14 protein-coding genes are annotated in these 16,056 nt (G+C 46.9%); 11 read left to right on the top strand and 3 right to left on the bottom strand.

Going from position 1 to position 16,056, the window contains the following annotated elements:
• Positions 1-378: 378 nt before the first annotated feature.
• Positions 379-1,818, bottom strand: coding sequence for a MocR-like pyridoxine biosynthesis transcription factor PdxR (pdxR, locus tag D889_RS0102095; RefSeq protein ID WP_010631451.1), 1,440 nt, complete (start codon positions 1,816-1,818; stop codon positions 379-381).
• A gap of 121 nt (positions 1,819-1,939) precedes the next feature.
• On the opposite strand from pdxR, the gene D889_RS0102090 reads away from it, so the two are divergent.
• From D889_RS0102090 to D889_RS0102075, 4 genes are all read left to right on the top strand, one after another.
• Positions 1,940-2,563, top strand: coding sequence for a LysE/ArgO family amino acid transporter (locus tag D889_RS0102090; RefSeq protein ID WP_010631450.1), 624 nt, complete (start codon positions 1,940-1,942; stop codon positions 2,561-2,563).
• A 113-nt stretch (positions 2,564-2,676) separates the two neighbouring features.
• Positions 2,677-3,189: a GNAT family N-acetyltransferase gene (locus D889_RS0102085; protein WP_010631449.1), complete on the top strand. Its 513-nt coding sequence runs from the start codon at positions 2,677-2,679 to the stop codon at positions 3,187-3,189.
• A gap of 75 nt (positions 3,190-3,264) precedes the next feature.
• A complete protein-coding gene (locus D889_RS0102080; protein ID WP_010631448.1) occupies positions 3,265-3,972 on the top strand; it encodes an ABC transporter ATP-binding protein in 708 nt (235 codons plus the stop codon).
• Entirely contained in the window at positions 3,959-5,098 is a 1,140-nt protein-coding gene (locus D889_RS0102075) for an ABC transporter permease (RefSeq protein WP_010631447.1), read from the top strand. Before D889_RS0102080 ends, D889_RS0102075 begins: the two co-directional genes overlap by 14 nt.
• 475 nt (positions 5,099-5,573) lie before the next feature.
• Here the strand turns inward: D889_RS0102075 and queG are convergent, their stop codons facing one another.
• Positions 5,574-6,740 (bottom strand): tRNA epoxyqueuosine(34) reductase QueG, encoded by a 1,167-nt coding sequence (gene queG / locus D889_RS0102070; RefSeq protein ID WP_010631446.1) that lies wholly within the window; start codon positions 6,738-6,740, stop codon positions 5,574-5,576.
• A gap of 213 nt (positions 6,741-6,953) precedes the next feature.
• On the opposite strand from queG, the gene D889_RS0102065 reads away from it, so the two are divergent.
• From D889_RS0102065 to D889_RS0102045, 5 genes are all read left to right on the top strand, one after another.
• Positions 6,954-7,217: a metal-sensitive transcriptional regulator gene (locus D889_RS0102065; RefSeq protein ID WP_010631445.1), complete on the top strand. Its 264-nt coding sequence runs from the start codon at positions 6,954-6,956 to the stop codon at positions 7,215-7,217.
• Positions 7,218-7,264: 47 nt separating this feature from the next.
• Positions 7,265-7,582 carry a rhodanese-like domain-containing protein gene (locus D889_RS0102060; protein WP_010631444.1) on the top strand — a complete coding sequence of 106 codons (318 nt, stop codon included), beginning with the start codon at positions 7,265-7,267 and terminating at the stop codon, positions 7,580-7,582.
• 82 nt (positions 7,583-7,664) lie between these two features.
• Positions 7,665-7,967: a rhodanese-like domain-containing protein gene (locus D889_RS0102055; protein ID WP_010631443.1), complete on the top strand. Its 303-nt coding sequence runs from the start codon at positions 7,665-7,667 to the stop codon at positions 7,965-7,967.
• 13 nt (positions 7,968-7,980) lie between these two features.
• Complete coding sequence (locus D889_RS0102050) at positions 7,981-9,630, top strand: FAD-dependent oxidoreductase (protein WP_010631442.1); 1,650 nt, start codon at positions 7,981-7,983, stop codon at positions 9,628-9,630.
• 140 nt (positions 9,631-9,770) lie between these two features.
• On the top strand, positions 9,771-10,004 hold the full coding sequence (locus tag D889_RS0102045) for a glutaredoxin family protein (protein WP_010631441.1): 234 nt from the start codon (positions 9,771-9,773) through the stop codon (positions 10,002-10,004).
• A gap of 351 nt (positions 10,005-10,355) precedes the next feature.
• Here D889_RS0102045 and D889_RS0102040 read toward each other — a convergent pair whose 3' ends face one another.
• Positions 10,356-10,910: a TetR/AcrR family transcriptional regulator gene (locus tag D889_RS0102040; RefSeq protein WP_010631440.1), complete on the bottom strand. Its 555-nt coding sequence runs from the start codon at positions 10,908-10,910 to the stop codon at positions 10,356-10,358.
• Positions 10,911-11,253: 343 nt separating this feature from the next.
• Between D889_RS0102040 and D889_RS0102035 the strand changes: the two genes are divergently transcribed.
• Both D889_RS0102035 and cypC read left to right on the top strand, forming a co-directional pair.
• Positions 11,254-14,301 carry an MMPL family transporter gene (locus D889_RS0102035; RefSeq protein ID WP_010631439.1) on the top strand — a complete coding sequence of 1,016 codons (3,048 nt, stop codon included), beginning with the start codon at positions 11,254-11,256 and terminating at the stop codon, positions 14,299-14,301.
• A 305-nt stretch (positions 14,302-14,606) separates the two neighbouring features.
• Positions 14,607-15,866: a CYP152 family fatty-acid peroxygenase CypC gene (gene cypC, locus D889_RS0102030; protein WP_010631438.1), complete on the top strand. Its 1,260-nt coding sequence runs from the start codon at positions 14,607-14,609 to the stop codon at positions 15,864-15,866.
• The last annotated feature ends 190 nt before the right edge of the window (positions 15,867-16,056 follow it).

The raw sequence follows: 16,056 nt of genomic DNA, 5'->3' as shown, positions 1-16,056 counted from the left end.
GTACCTGCTTCTATCGAGGCTGATGTACGACAAAAGAACGTGCCGGCTCCTGAGACGGAAAGATATAATGTGGTACCCAATCCACGGATATCAGTATGCCAATCAGCGTTGTACTTTTTGCCTTCGAGCCGTGCGACCCATGATAAGGAAGGAGGGGTGCGTTTGGAAGTCACGTGAAACTGAGCCAGCATGAAAGAGAGGACGCACCCCCCTCAGATTAAAGTCGCTTAAAACAGGAGACCTGGCCAAACAAGTGCGGGGCATTGACAGTTTCGTTCATATCAGTTGATCCTATTTGGATAAATCGAGCTGCTGACACCATGGAGAGCTAGCGAAAATTTTCTCGAGCGCTGCAGAGACAACTTTTCCGGATCATCATCACGACTTTTGGACTTCCAGAATCAGGCCCCTTAATTGTCTCACGGCCTGTTCCATTTGCGGAAGGGTGGCATAGCTGAAGGAAAGCCGTAAATACTGGCTGGACTGCCGATCATACAGAATGCCGGGATTCAGCAGTATATGCTGTTCCAAGGCATTTTTGAATAGCAAAACCAGGTTGATCTCCGGACGGATTTTCAGCCAGATGTAGAATCCGCCGGCTGGTGTCTTCCAGTCGGCAATATCGGAAAAATATTGATTGAGCAGACCGATCAGGTAATCCCGACGTATTTTTAACTTTTCTCTGACGAAGGCACTGTGCGCGTCGTAGGTGCCTGTCCGCAAAAATTCGCTGACGATCAGTTGGGAGACGGCGCTGGAGCCATAATCGCTTTGCATCTTGATGTCGGCGAGACGGTCAATGACCGTCTCCGGGCCAATCACCCAACCGACACGGAGGCCCGGGCTCAGTGCTTTGGAAACACTGCCGATATAAATCACTTCGCCTGCATGATCCATTGCTTTCAGCGGCGGAGGGGGAGGACTGTCGAACCAAAGCTCGCGATAGACATCGTCCTCAATAATCGGCAGTCTGGCCTGAAGTGAAACAGAGAGCATCTGCTGCCGGCGTTTCCGGCTCATCAAAATGCCCGTCGGATTATGAAAATTTGGGATTGTATAGATGATCGAGCTCTGATACTGCCGCTTAAGCGCTTCGAGTTTATCCACACGCATCCCTCCTGAATCAAGTTTCACTCCCGCAAAACGCATTCCTGAAGACTGAAAAACATTCACTGAATACAAATAGGAGGGTTTTTCTAACAGAATGGTCGATCCGTGATCGAGCAAACCCACTGAAATGAGCTGAAGCGCCTGCAGCGCACCGGAGACAATGAGGATCGAAGACGGCGCTGCGTTAATGCCGAACCGTGTGACATACCGGGCAATTTCTTCACGTAACTGGCGGTCCCCTTTAGGTTCTGAATAGCCCAAAGATAGAGAGGAGACCGGCAAGTTTCGAAGCAGCTCATCTGTCTGTCGATTCGGAAGTAACTGAGGTGCCAGTTCACCCGTACCCATCCGGACCACATCAGGGGCAAACTCGGCATCGTTGATCTTCCGAATCATTGCCAGATTCGGCTTGTAACTGCCCGATTCAATTAAGGCCTGCCAATTAGTCGGCTGTTTTTGCGTCAGCAATCCCCAAGTATTGTTGATGACCACCGTACCTCTTCCGTAAGCACTGTGGATAAGCCCCTGTGCGGCCAGTTCATCAAACGCGAGAGATATGGTGCTCCGATTCACTCCGAGACTCTGTGCCAGATCACGCTGCGAAGGCAGTCGCGTGCCGACCACCCATTCTCCGGAACGGATTTTTTCCTTGATCGATTCGACGATTTGTATGTATAACGGGACACTGGATATTCGGTCTGGATGCATCGTCATCTTCCTATCAGCTTGTTGCTTTTATCGTATCACAATTTGGCTGGGCCATTTATTTCGTTTTGGCTGGTGACAGACCGTGACCCTTGGAGGAAAATAATTTCCGAAGGAGGTAATGATGGTGCTCGTTGCCATAGTACATGGTTTTCTGCTCGCGCTCAGCCTGATTCTTCCGTTAGGTGCGCAAAATATCTTCATTTTTATTCAGGGTGTCCATTCGAGAACGCTGATCAGCACGTTGCCGGCGATCGTGACTGCGGCACTTTCCGATACTTTTTTGATTGTGATTGCCGTCGAAGGTGTTTCACTGGTTATTTTACACGCCCCCTTTTTGAAAAATGTGTTCTTGCTGGCAGGAAGTGCGTTCCTCGTGGTGATTGGGAGCAGAATCTGGATGAGTGCGTCCCGGATCGGTAACGATCATGTTCCGCTGCTGCCGGCAGGAAAACGGATCCTGTACGCCGCTTCCGTCTCTTTGCTCAATCCGCATGCTATTCTGGATACGGTCGGCGTGATCGGAACCAATGCGTTAAATTATACTGGATGGGCTAAGTGGGCATTTGCCCTTGCCTGTGCGCTTGTTTCCTGGATCTGGTTCTTCAGTCTTGCTTTTGCCGGGAAACTGCTGGGACAAATGCCATTCTTAAATAAGTCATTGTTTGTGGTCAACAAATTATCTGCAATCATGATTTGGCTGATTGCCGGTTATCTGATTGCAACGTTGATCTTTTCCTTGATGTGACTAATTTTCCAGAAATCTTAGTGATTTATGGCGCACCAGTCTATAAACTAGATGACTATGCTATGATTAATTTCATAAGAAAGACGAAACTCTGAGATACATAGGGTGATTACATGTTTCAATTAGTGGAACTGACTCCTGATCTGGAAGAGGCGTTTGACAGCTATTGGTCCGAATGGAAAAAGTCTGGCGAAGAAATTATTCCCAGTGCGTCAGACAAGGGAGAACGCGCATACCCGGAATTTCTGGCGTTCTTAAATGAAGGAAAGACGGATGCTATCCGTCAGCGGGGCTGGGTTCCGGCCACATTGTATTTTTTAGCCGATGAAAATCATCGTCTCTACGGAGCGATTCATCTGCGTCATGAGTTAAACGATGCTCTCTTCAGTATCGGCGGACACATCGGTTACGGTGTTCGTCCTTCCGAGCGGCGCAAAGGCTGCGCGACAAAGATGCTGGCGCTCGCACTTGAAAAAGCTCGTGAACAGCATTTGAAACACGTTCTTCTCACCTGCGACAAAAACAACACAGCTTCCGCAAGAACGATTATCCGGAATGGCGGCATGCTGGAAAATGAGGTCCAAAGTTCGGAACGGGTGACTCAGCGCTACTGGATTGAACTCTGATTGATGATGTTTATCGACTTTCCGATTTTTGTTCTTTCAAACTGAGTGTGATCATGAAACGAGAGAAGGAATTCGATGCTTTTATCGGTTGCGATTAATGAAGCAGGCTACAGCGCTGATGATCCTGTATTGAAGGATATTCATTTTTCAATAGATGCTGGTGAACTGGTCGGCTTGATCGGGCCGAACGGGGCTGGGAAGAGCACAACGATCAAGTCAATTCTCGGTACGGTCAAAAGTGTTAAAGGAACTTGCAAAGTCTCAGATTATGCTTATATTCCGGAACGTCCGCTGCTCTATGAACGGATGACGCTCTGGGAGTACATCGAGTTCTTGTTCACGACGTTGAATACCGACGAGTCAGCTTATATGAATCTCGCACATCAACTGCTTGCACGATTTCAACTGACTCGCGTGATCCACCAGTATCCTGAAAATTTTTCGAAGGGTATGCAGCAAAAGGTGATGCTGGTTCTTGCCTTTCTGCGGCAGGCAAAACTGTACATTGTTGACGAACCTTTTATGGGCCTTGATCCGCGGGCGGTGAAACGGCTGCTTCAGTCGCTCCAGCAAGCAAAGGCGAACGGAGCGGGAATTTTGATGTCGACACATGTCCTTGATACGGCGGAGAAAATTTGTGACCGGTTTATACTCATTTCCGACGGGCATATGATTTTCCAGGGAACACTGGGAGAAATCAGGGCACACAGCGGTTTAATAAATGGATCATTGCTGGATTGTTTTGATTTATTGACGGAGGACGAATCCGATGTCGGGGAATAAGCTGTTTTTTCGGAGGGTGGTCAGCGAATTCCACTATCAGCAACGAGTCTTGAAGACGATTGTCGACTGGTCGATTATGCTTTATCTGGCGATACCGTCTGCTGTCATCATTCCATTTATCTACGCTGATGTCTGGCGGAACATCCACATATACTGGAATGCCCGGATCCCTGTTTCAATCGTTCTTTTACTGCTGCTGATCCTTTCAGGCAATGGAACGCTCAGAACCGGCCTTCTTGATGCCGATTTGCTTTTTCTGATTCAGCGGAGGAAAGCAATCCGTCAGTTAAAGCGTGACAGCTTTATTTACTCTATGTTTGTACTCTTCCTGGTCGAGTGTCTTCTGCTGGCTGTCGCGCTTCCGGTTCTGATCGGGATTGATCAGTATACGGTACAGCAGATTCTTAGCCTGATGCTGCTGGCCAGCGCGTTTAAACTTACAGTAATGATGATCAAAAAATCAATCGATCAGGTCATTATTCGCTGGCTGTTTCGTTTTCTCAGTTTCAGTCTGGCAGGAACACTTTTGATCAATGCTTCCCCGATGCTGTGGGCGATTTTCGGAGGGATTTTCTGGGCCATATTACTCTGGCTGAATGTGCACAGCTTTTCCAAAATCAATCATTGGGAGAAAGATCTTGAAGCCGAGTATGATGCGCACTCTCGCCTGACCCGCCTCATTCTGCGTTACACAAATGAGATTCCGAAACCGCGGGCGAGCAGACGAAAGAAGCCGTTTCTGTTTTTTCGGAACTCCAGCCGCTTCTTCAGAGAACGCAGCGAAGCAAACGGCTTGCTCGAATTCCTTCTGAAATCGGTGCTACGGAATAAGGCCCATCTTTCTTTATACTATAGACTGATTGGCATTACCTGTCTTGCGGTGTTGTTTCTCCCCGTCGGTCTGAAGTGGGCTGTCTACGTTCTTTTTATCTGGTTCATGAACAGATGGCTGCGGACATTGTTCCGGGACATCTCAGTGAACGATTTCTTTATTCTTGTGCCCTATCATTCGGAAAGTGCCGAAAAGGCGTGTTTCCGTTTTCAAAAATGGCTGGGCATTCCTCCGGATATTCTGGTCGGCATTCTTGCTGCGCTCTCAACGTTTGCGACACATAGTTTAAGGTGATTGATGAAAGACGTAGCTGTTTCCAAATGATCATGGTTTTGAGACCAGCTCAGAGTTAATTCGATCGGCTTTGCACTTTAACCAAGTGTGGTTTTCCATGATGAATACCCTTTGGTGAAGACAAATATTTTACTATCCTAATAATTCAATTGGCGAACTTAAAGAAGGCGGGAAAACTGGGTTTGTTTTCGTCGATGAAAAGACAATCTGTTCTGAAATGCAGCGGGTGTGGCAAAACCATTCAGCCTGGAGAATTTATGTGTGTACTGGCTGAATCACCGAAAAAGTCTTGGGATGGGGAAACGGAACAGATCCTTAACCAACTTGTCAGAGATACGACGGGGAAAATCTACTGTGAATCTTGCTTCAATCGTCATTACAAGAAGATATGCTCATTCATTTTGTTTTCAACTTTCCCGGTCGCTCAAAAACTATTTCCCGGGAAAGGAAATTCCTGCCTTCTTCTGGGAAATGGCTATTTTTGGCGGCGCTTTTCCATGTTCAGCCGTTCTTCGATCCACTGATAAACTTTCTCATCCGTTTCTGTTGCAAGCAGTTTTTCTAAGGATTGGACGATCTTCGTGCGCAGTCGGGGCTCAATCCGGTCCCACATTTGCTGGAGTGCCCAGGTGACCGTGCGACGGATCACCGGACGCGGATCTTTTCCAAGTAGACGCACGAGCTCCGGTGCGGCAGCGGTTTCTTTATAATTGCCGAGTGCGACAATGGCGTTGCGCTGGATTGGCTTTTTCCCCCGCCAAGAGCCGGAGAGCGGACCATATGTTTCCTTGAATTCACGGTTGGACAGCGAAAGCAGCGGCGTCAGCAAGGGACGGGCCAGTTCCGGATCCGGCTCCATCTCCGGGTGAAAATGGCTGTCGACATCACGATTGTACGGGCAGACCTGCTGACAGGTGTCGCAGCCGTAGAGACGGTTACCGAGTGCTTTTTTATATTGCTCCGGGAGTTCCTGCTTTGTCTGCGTGAGATAGGCGATGCAGCGGTGACTGTTGAGCTGACCGCCCTGGATTAGCGCTCTGGTCGGGCAGTGGTCGACGCAAATCGTGCAGTCGCCGCACAGGTCGGCGGCCGGTTTGTCCGGAGGAAACGGGATCGTTGTCAGCATTTCGCCGAGATAGACATAGGAGCCGAATTCTTTAGTAATCAGATTCGTGTTTTTTCCCACCCAGCCGATGCCGGCGCGTTCAGCTACCGCCCGGTCGGAGAGTTCCCCGGTGTCGACCATGCTCTTATATTTGGCACCGGGCACCGCACGGACAAGATATTCGCCGAGCTTCTGCAGACGCCCGCGAAGAATCACATGATAGTCCAACCCCCAGGAGACACGGGCAAACGCGCCGCGGCGATGACCGGTTCGGTTCGGCAGACGTTCAGCCATTTTCTTCGGATACGCCATAGCGATCGCAATGATGGATTGTGCTTTCTCCATGAGCAGAGTCGGCTCGGTTCTTTTCTTAATATTCTTCTCCTCGAATCCGGACTGATAACCGAGTTCCTGCTGACGGCGGAGCTGTGACTTTAATTCAGTGAACGGATCCGCCGTTGTGAAACCAATCTTGTCCACACCAATTTCTTTACTGTATGCAATCAGCTGTTCTTTCAGCTTCAGGTAATCTGTCATTGGTATCCTCTCTAGTCTGTTTATCGGCATTGCTCATCCCATAATAGCGTGAATGCCGGATGTCTGCAAATTGCTGGATAACTGGTTCTTTACTTCGTTTTTAGGAATTTAAAGGATATCCCAATTATTTGGCTTATCCCAGACTGTCTTATTATTTGACAGAGAAAAATGCATCCATTATTATACCCATAGGGGTATGAGGAGGGATTGCTCATGGAGTATACAGCGCAAATGAAAAATCGATTGAAACGAATTGATGGTCAGATCCGCGGGATTCTCAACATGATGGAACAAGGTGAAGACTGCCGCAGTGTGGTGACCCAGATGACTGCTGCCCGTACGGCAATGGATCGTGCACTTGGTTTAGTCATAGGAAAGAATCTGGAAGCTTGTCTGCGGGAGCAGATTGAGAACGGTAAAGGATCAACTGAATCCATCGTAAATGAAGCGGTTCAAATGCTGGTGAAAAGTCGCTAAGGGATCAAAACGCGGTGAATCGAATGGTGAAAAGAGGAAAAATAAATATGAAATGCCCGTTCTTTTGCAAACCCAAAATTAAGAAGATAAGTACTTCGGAATTAAAAGAGACCTATCTGCCTGATAAAAAGGGGAAATACTTTCTTGATGTACGCACAAAGCCGGAGTTCAGCAGTCGATCCATTCCAGGCTTTATCAATATTTCGCTGCAAACTTTGAAAAATCATCTCAACAAGATCCCGAAAGAAAAAGAAGTCGTCGTCATTTGTCAAAGCGGTATGAGAAGCTCAGTCGCCTGCAAGCTTTTGAAAAAAGCGGGCTATGAAAAAGTGACCAATGTGCGCGGCGGGATGAATCGCTGGTAGTTTTTTTATGGAGTAAATTATACCCAATGGGGTATAGCACTGCGCAGGTTTTGATAAGAAATGATCCAAGGAGGAGAACAGCATGTATGAAGAACTGACACCTGAAGATGTCGAACGTTTGGTGCGCAACCATACACCGTTAAGTATTATTGACGTTCGTGAACCGTTTGAATTTGCCGGGGGACATATTCCGGGGGCGATTAATATTTCGGTAAATGAAATTCAGAACCGAATCGGTGAAATCAACAAAGAGCAGGAACACATCATGGTTTGTCAGTCCGGAAACAGAAGCGATGTGGCGTCTGCCATCCTGTCTGCAAATGGATTTAAGGTAAAAAATATGGCCGGTGGGATGATGAACTGGCACGGACCGATTGAACGCTAAGGGGATAAACGCAATGAAATACGTCATCATTGGCGGGGTGGCCGGCGGGATGTCGGCAGCCACGCGGCTCCGCCGATTAAATGAAGAAGCAGAAATTATTGTCGTGGAACGTGGTCCTTATGTTTCTTTTGCCAACTGCGGCCTTCCTTATTTTATTGGCGGTGTGATTCGGGAACAGTCACAGCTGCTTGTGCAGACGGCGGAAAAGCTGTACCAGCGTTTTCGTCTGGATGTGCGGACAGAAAGTGAAGCAACACATATTGATCGAGAACAAAAGAAAGTGACCATTACTCATCATGGAAAGACTTATAAAGAAACCTATGACGCTTTGATCCTCTCAACCGGGGCGCACCCGATGCGTCCGCCAATTAAAGGAATGGACCAGGCGGAGCATGTGTTCACGCTACGCGATGTTCCGGATGCTGAACGCATTGTTCACGATTTGCAGCAGCATCAAGTGGATCGTGCCGTGATCATCGGTGCCGGTTTTATCGGCATGGAAATGGCCGAGAACCTTGCAGAACGCGGACCTAAAGTGACGATCATTGAACGGGAGCATCAAGTTCTTCCCCCGCTTGACCTGGAAATGGCGGCCAGCGTAGAAGCTGAACTGAAAGAGCACGGTATTGAGGTACTCAAAGGAAAAACCGTCATGGGTTTTGAGAAAAAGGGTACCGTTCTGGTGATGGATGATGGACAGCGCAAAGCGACAGATTTGACTCTTTTATCAGTCGGCGTCGTTCCTGAATCAGCCCTAGCTGAGCAAGCAGGATTAGCGCTGGGTATCCGCCGCAGCATATCGGTTAATGATCAGCTACAGACCAGTGATCCAAATATCTATGCGATCGGTGATGCAATCGAAGTGACTCAGACAGTCAGCGGGAAAGCAGCAGTTATTCCACTCGCCTCACCGGCCAATCGCCAGGGACGAATGGTTGCTGATATTCTAAGCGGTATAAAGCGTAGTTACAAGGGGACTCTGGGTACATCCATTGTGAAAGTTTTTGATACATCTGCCGCTGTGACAGGATTAAGTGAAAAAATGCTGCAGAGATATCAGATCCCTTATGAAGCGCTGCATACCAGTCCGCCGGATCACGCGTCTTATTATCCGGGCAGCTCGCAGATGACACTTAAGCTGCTCTTTGATCCGGAATCGGGAAAGCTACTGGGTGCTCAGGCGGTTGGCAAAAAGGGGATCGATAAAACCATCGATGTGCTTGCCGCGGCGATCCATGGACAGATGACGGTTCATGACCTGACTGAGCTTGAACTTGCCTATGCGCCGCCGTTTAACTCAGCAAAGGCTCCGGTTAATTTAATCGGTTATGCGTCAGAAAATCTGCTGGAAGGCAAAGTGCAGCATGTTCAGTGGAATGAGGTCGACCGGCTGGTAGAACAGGGGGCAATGCTCATTGATGTTCGGACAGCACAGGAATACGGGAACGGAACCATCCGGGGAGCGGTGAATATTCCTTTGGACGATCTTCGTGAACGATTACGTGAGATTCCGAAAAACCGTGATTTGATTGTGACTTGTCAGGTGGGCCTCCGCGGCTATCTCGCATCTCGTATTCTTGCTCAGAAAGGCTATCGGGTTAAGAATCTAGATGGAGGATATAAACTGTACAAAACTGTTTTTCCGGAAAAAGTAACGGGATGACAGGAAAGAAGAATAATTTATTCATTCGATGAAGCGGGCAGCGGTTACAGAAGTGCAATAAATAAATGATCCGAGCGACGATTAATAATTAAACGATTGACTGATTAAGAGTGAAAAAACTTTTAAAGGAGTAATTAACGATGAATGAAATTACTGTGTATACGACTAATACCTGTCCCTTCTGCCATATGGTAAAAAACTTTCTGAGAGAAAAAGGGCTGCTTTTTAAAGAAGTGAATGTCCAGCAAGACCCGGCTGCCGGTCAGCGTCTTGTCGAAACAACCGGACAAATGGGCGTACCCCAAACAAACGTGAATGGACAATGGGTACTCGGATTTGATCCAAATCGGATTATGAGTCTGATTCATGACTAATCTTTCTTTCCGACAACAAGCCGGGGAAATGAATCAGGACTAAAAAAGAAAATATGTTCTCAGGTGTTAAAATGGTTGCCTGTATGATAAGTATGGAGTGAATGGGCGTAGCACGTGAGGAAATCATCGATGGCGTTACGTTCGGCGGTTTGGCCGGTTTCTGGGCGAAGCAACAAAATCTAATGTGAATCTATTTATCTAATCAGATACAAAACAACGATGCGGGTGTTTCACTGGTCTATTGACTGTGAAGCACCTTTGCCATGTAAATAAAACAGTGTTCCGGCTGAGAATAAAAGCAGAGGTGCAAGATGCCGGCATTGACGCATAATATCCATTTATCTCTTCAAATTATTCCGTTGATCGCGACAAGACGTTTGCTAAAGCTTTAGTAATTCCCTCAATCGATTGATCCTCCTCATCTGCGAACCAACTTAAAATAGCGCTAATTGAACCATTGACAAAATAGGAAAAGTAATACTTTAGAATGTGAGGATCCTGCTCATGAAAATCCTCTTTAAATTCCTCAATCGCTTGTTCCTGTACTTCAGAAAACAACTCATTGATCATGATACCGTTACGGTAATTTGCCAAAATCAATTGGCTAACTGCTTCGTTATCTTTAAGTATAATAATCAGTCTTTTTAGCCAGTCATGAAGCTGTTCTTGCGGACGCATGGCTAAAACCGGTCGGATTTGATTGGTCAGATCCGTTTCAATGTTATGGAATAAATCAAGCGGGTCGTTAAAATGCAAATAAAAGGTTCCCCGATTGACATCCGCTTCCCTGCAAATTTGAGTAACCGTTATTTTGGAGAGCTCATTCGTGTTCAGAAGACGTAAAAAGGCCTCCTTGATTACCTGGATCGTATATTGGGTGCGTCTGTTATTCTTTGTACCCACCATCAGATTCACCTTTTCCTTCATTTATTAAACAATACGTGATGTGTTTGTTTATTCAATAACAGAAAACGAAAAATTACATATTGAACTTAACTTTTACGTTTACTATACTATCAGCATGATATTAAATCAACACTGTGTTCAATGAATTCTAAGAGGAGAATAAATGAGGCTTTAAGAAGATAAGCATACATTTAAACGATGCAACACTGAGATTCGACAATGCCTCTCCATAATAAATAAATTGCTGAACATAGATGGTTAGATCGAGAAAAGACGATTTCTGCTTATGAGTCGTCTTCATGAACAGGTGAAATTCATTTAGTTTTTACGGGGAGGATCAGAAGTGAGAGGAATCATTAAAGCGCGTTGGCTCATTTTATGCTTATGGCTTGTTGCAACGGTTGTGCTCGTTGCTATGCAGCCGGATATCAATGCCATCCTGAGAGACAGAGGGCAGAAGGCATTGAACGAAAACAGCCCATCGGTACAAGCCGACGCCATATTGAGTAAAATGGAAAGGTCGAAGGGAACCAATGACCTTATTGTCTTTTATGATAAGAATAAAATTTCCAATAACGAGCTGAATCAGGTCAGGCAGGGTGTGGAACAATTCCGTGATGATGCAGACACGCTCGGAGTTGCCGAAATCATGGATCCCTTCAGCCTGCCTGAAGTGAAAAATTCGCTGATTTCGAAAGATAAAACAACGGTAATGGTGAGCTTCAAGTTAGATAAAAAGTCTCGAGAAATCGATGATATTAAGAAGGCCATTGATCAGCGGCTGGACAAGGTCACGGTTACTCATTATCTGACCGGCGAGGATTTCATTAATAATGACTATTTAAGGGCATCTCAGGGCGGAGTTGAGAAAAGTGCGGCACTGACCGTTCTGTTCATTTTAATTGTTCTTGTCCTTATGTTTCGATCCATCGTGACACCGGTCATTTCGTTACTTGCGGTTATGTTCTCCTACCTTTGCTCAATGGGGGTCGCTGCGCAGCTGATTGACAAAGCAGGTTTCCCGCTAACCAGTCTGACGCAGATGCTGCTTATTCTGATCCTGTTCGGCATTGGGACCGATTATAATATATTGCTGTTTAACCGCTTTAAGGAAGAACTGTCAAAAGGATTGTCTATTGACGATGCGATTGTCTCGACCTACCAAACGGCCGGAAAAACGATTGTCTACAGTATCCTGACTGTCTTTATTGCTTTTGCGGCACTTATATTCTCTCAATCGCCAATCTATCGGTCGGGCATTGTCGTGGTCATTGGTGTTGCGTTTCTGTTGCTCGAGATGATCACCCTGACTCCGTTTGCGATGAAGCTACTCGGTCAAAAGCTGTTCTGGCCATCCAAAAGTAGTAAAGGACATGGGGAGAACAGAATGTGGGCAGGAACTGCAACGCTCGCCACCCGGCATCCGATTGTTTCCGTAATCGTTGTGGCTGTACTTATTGTTCCGGCCGTGTTTTTCTATCAGGAAAAATTAAACTTTGATACGATCAGCGAACTTGGCAACAGCTATCCTTCCTCTAAAGCCATGAATATTGTGGCGGATCATTTTGGCAAGGGTAATGCAATGCCGGCTACTGTCGTCATTGAGAATAAAAAAGCTTTAGACAATAACGAATCTTTGGCGGCAATCGATCGACTAACCGGGCAACTGGAAAAAATTAAAGGCGTTAAAGAAGTTTCTTCCATAACCAGGCCTCAGGGACAAGAAGTGAATGGGTTTTACATCGGCGATCAGACGAAGTCGGTCACAGACGGATTGTCCGCGACACGGAAGGGTGTCGATCAGATCGGCGGCGGTCTGAAAACGGCTCAGAAAAAACTTGGCTCGGCTGATTTCTCTCAAGTCAATAAGATGGTTGACGGAACAGCCAGGCTTGAGAATGGCATGACTGCTCTGACCAGCGGACTTAAGCAAATTCAAAGTGGGCTCGGAGGCACCGGTCAATCACAAAATATCAGTGACGGGATCGGACAAATTGAAAGTAATCTTGAAAAAATGAGTGGTGCTGTGCATACACTCGCTGATAACTATGATCAGATGCAGTCCGGCTATGCGAAAATGGGTACCAGTTATCAAGACACCGCAAAAGCGCTGCTCGGCGTCAAGAATGCACTCACGCAGATGCAAATGCTGACGGCGACGCTCGGTGAAAGCAGTCCGGGAGTTGCCAGTGATCAGAACTATCTTCAATTAAAAGCAGGCATCGATCAGTTGTCTGCGTCATTGGCCAGGATCACCCCGGAAGGCATCGATGCATTGAACAAGAACTACAATGCACTGACGACCGGATTCAAAATGGCGAACACGCATCTGGCTGAGATGAGTGCCGGCCTGTCCAAAATGGCGGAGGGACTTGAAAAAACGAAAAGCGGTCTTGACAGTGCCTCTTCAGGCATCGGAAAGATCGTTACCAATATGGACCAGGTAACGGACGGACTGGGGCAAATGAAATCCGGTCAGCAGAAGCTGGCAGATGGCCTTAATGGGTTCCATACATTCAGCGACAAGCTGGCGGATGTCAATAAAGGATTGGATCAACTATCGGGCGGCTTGGGAAAGACCAACGATTTCCTTTCACAGCTTAATACAAATCGAAGCTTCTCAATACCGGATGAAGCACTGAACGATAAACAGTATCAGCAGGCATTGGATGCGTTCATGTCTAAAGACCGGACCATTACCAAAATAACGGTGATTCTCGATAATGACCCTTATTCAAAGCAAGCTTTAAATACAATCAGGCACATGAATACAGTGGTGAAGAACGGAGTGAAGGGAACAACTTTGACTGATGCCAAGGCAGCCGTTTCCGGTCCAAGCTCGACAACCTATGACACAAACAATGTTTTGACAAAAGATTTGAATCGCTTAACGGTTATTGTACTCATTGGCGTGTTGCTTGTACTGATCGTTGTGATGCGTTCTTTCTGGATCCCGGTGTTTATCACGGTGTCTCTAATGGGGGCCTACTATGCGGCCATGTTTGTCCTGAACGCTTTGTTCATCAGTATGTTTGGCCTGGAGGGAATCTCCTCTTTCGTTCCATTCTTCGCCTTTATCGTGATCGTTGCTCTGGGCGTAGACTACAGCATCTTTCTGCTGGCACGTTATAAGGAATATCCGCTGATGTCGGGCAAGGAAGCGATTGTCGAAGCCGCAAAACGAGTGGGCACCATCATTTTGTCGGCCTTCGTGATCCTTGGGGGAACTTTCGCGACACTGATGCCGTCAGGAATTGTGCTCCTTATTGAGCTGGCAACGGCTGTCATCACCGGTCTGATCGTACTCTGCTTCATTATGCTTCCGATCTTTGTTCCGGCGATGATTTCACTCATTGACTCGCCGCCAAAGTTTAAAAGGAACGCAGAATGATCAGCGAATGATGAGTAAAACGAAAGGGCCTCGTCCGGTGCATTGAAATCAAACGAATAGTGGTTTCTCGTGCAGAAAAAAATGGATACGGAAATTCTTGAAAATAAAAATCCGAATGATTCAGATGAACCAATATAAATCTGATCATTCGGGCTTTTTTGTGAGATAAGCGGCAACCCAAAGGAGGAATTTAGCGAAGATACCGCAATGATGTATCCTGATCTGCCTTCCCCGATGAATAAAATCTTTTATCTAAGTTAATACAGATAATGTTTTACCAGTTGAAGGCAAAGGAGATAGCCTGCATGACTACAGAAACAGAAATCCCCCGTGATCATGGGCTGGATCATAGTCTGGCTTTGTTAAGGGAAGGGTATGTGTTTATTCGGAACAGATGCCGAAAGTTGCAAACTGACATTTTCCAAACCCGTCTTCTCGCTCAGAATGTGATTTGCATGACCGGACCTGAGGCGGCAGAACTCTTTTATGATGAAGAGCGGTTTGTTCGAAAGGGAGCAGCACCAAAAAGAGTCCAGAAAACACTGTTCGGACAGAACGGTGTTCAAGGACTGGATGGCGCCCGGCACAGGCACCGCAAGCAAATGTTCATGAAACTGATGAGTCCTGAACGTCTGCAAGTGATTGTCGATCTGACAAAGAAACAATGGCTGGAAACGAGTAAAAAGTGGATGCAAAGGGATCAGGTTGTCCTCTTCGATGAAGTGCAGGAAATGTTGTGTCAAATTGCCTGTGAATGGGCAGGCATTTCAATCACCGGCCAGGAAGTGAAAAACAGAGCGAACGATCTTGGCAAGATGGTGGACGCCTTTGGGGCAATTGGACCGAGACACTGGCAGGGAAGAATTGCCCGGGTAAGATCTGAACAATGGGCAGGACAGATCATTGAACACGTTCGAAAGGGAGAGATGAATCCGCCGGAAAGTTCAGCCGCATACACGATGGCCTGGTATCGCGAGTCAAACGGCAGGATCCTTGACACGCAAATCGCAGCAGTAGAACTGCTGAATATATTAAGGCCGATTGTTGCGATTGCAACCTATATTACCTTCGGTGCCCATGCGCTTCATGAACATCCGGAATGTATGGACAATCTGCAGTCCGGGAAAGGGGACGTCCGGCCATTTGTCCAGGAAGTTCGCCGCTACTATCCTTTTACTCCCTTTGTGGGTGCCCGGGTGCGCCGGGAATTCGCCTGGAAACAGTGTCCATTCACTAGGGGCACACTGGTCCTGCTCGATGTATACGGGACCCATCATGATCCCCGTCTCTGGGATCGGCCGGATGAGTTTCGGCCGGATCGTTTTCATCATTGGGCGGGCGGTCTATTTGACTTCATTCCTCAAGGGGGAGGAGACAGGGATCATGGGCATCGCTGCGCCGGAGAATGGTTAACCCTTAAAGTCATGGAAGCGAGCCTGGATTTTCTGGCAAATCAAATCACGTATCATGTACCCGTTCAGGATTTGAGCATCAATCTGTCGAGAATTCCCACTTTACCCGCCAGCCGATTGATCATCAGTAACGTCAGGCAGAGAAATAACTGAAACGATCTAAGCGCCGCTCTCTGTCAGTTGAGCCGCATGATCGGCAAGTTTCAAAAAAAGTCGTGAGCTCGAAAATATTTTCAAAAATCATATTGACTTCATGCTCCTTTGCTATTATGCTTGGAGCATAGAAAAACCGTTTACAGAAAGAGCTTTCATTTTTGGAGCTCTTATTGTTAACGGTTACTTG

It is taken from the genome of Sporolactobacillus vineae DSM 21990 = SL153, from assembly GCF_000377985.1.
In the GTDB taxonomy this organism is placed as follows: domain Bacteria; phylum Bacillota; class Bacilli; order Bacillales; family Sporolactobacillaceae; genus Sporolactobacillus; species Sporolactobacillus vineae.
Note: the sequence above shows the minus strand (reverse complement) of the source record. Positions and strands in the feature narration are given on the sequence as shown.

Excerpts from the sequence above, each read along its gene's own strand:
- pdxR (WP_010631451.1), bottom strand. The coding sequence starts at position 1,818 with ATGCATCCAGACCGAATATCCAGTGTCCCGTTATACATACAAATCGTC.
- D889_RS0102090 (WP_010631450.1), top strand. The coding sequence starts at position 1,940 with ATGGTGCTCGTTGCCATAGTACATGGTTTTCTGCTCGCGCTCAGCCTG.
- D889_RS0102085 (WP_010631449.1), top strand. The coding sequence starts at position 2,677 with ATGTTTCAATTAGTGGAACTGACTCCTGATCTGGAAGAGGCGTTTGAC.
- D889_RS0102080 (WP_010631448.1), top strand. The coding sequence starts at position 3,265 with ATGCTTTTATCGGTTGCGATTAATGAAGCAGGCTACAGCGCTGATGAT.
- D889_RS0102075 (WP_010631447.1), top strand. The coding sequence starts at position 3,959 with ATGTCGGGGAATAAGCTGTTTTTTCGGAGGGTGGTCAGCGAATTCCAC.
- queG (WP_010631446.1), bottom strand. The coding sequence starts at position 6,740 with ATGACAGATTACCTGAAGCTGAAAGAACAGCTGATTGCATACAGTAAA.
- D889_RS0102065 (WP_010631445.1), top strand. The coding sequence starts at position 6,954 with ATGGAGTATACAGCGCAAATGAAAAATCGATTGAAACGAATTGATGGT.
- D889_RS0102060 (WP_010631444.1), top strand. The coding sequence starts at position 7,265 with ATGAAATGCCCGTTCTTTTGCAAACCCAAAATTAAGAAGATAAGTACT.
- D889_RS0102055 (WP_010631443.1), top strand. The coding sequence starts at position 7,665 with ATGTATGAAGAACTGACACCTGAAGATGTCGAACGTTTGGTGCGCAAC.
- D889_RS0102050 (WP_010631442.1), top strand. The coding sequence starts at position 7,981 with ATGAAATACGTCATCATTGGCGGGGTGGCCGGCGGGATGTCGGCAGCC.
- D889_RS0102045 (WP_010631441.1), top strand. The coding sequence starts at position 9,771 with ATGAATGAAATTACTGTGTATACGACTAATACCTGTCCCTTCTGCCAT.
- D889_RS0102040 (WP_010631440.1), bottom strand. The coding sequence starts at position 10,910 with ATGGTGGGTACAAAGAATAACAGACGCACCCAATATACGATCCAGGTA.
- cypC (WP_010631438.1), top strand. The coding sequence starts at position 14,607 with ATGACTACAGAAACAGAAATCCCCCGTGATCATGGGCTGGATCATAGT.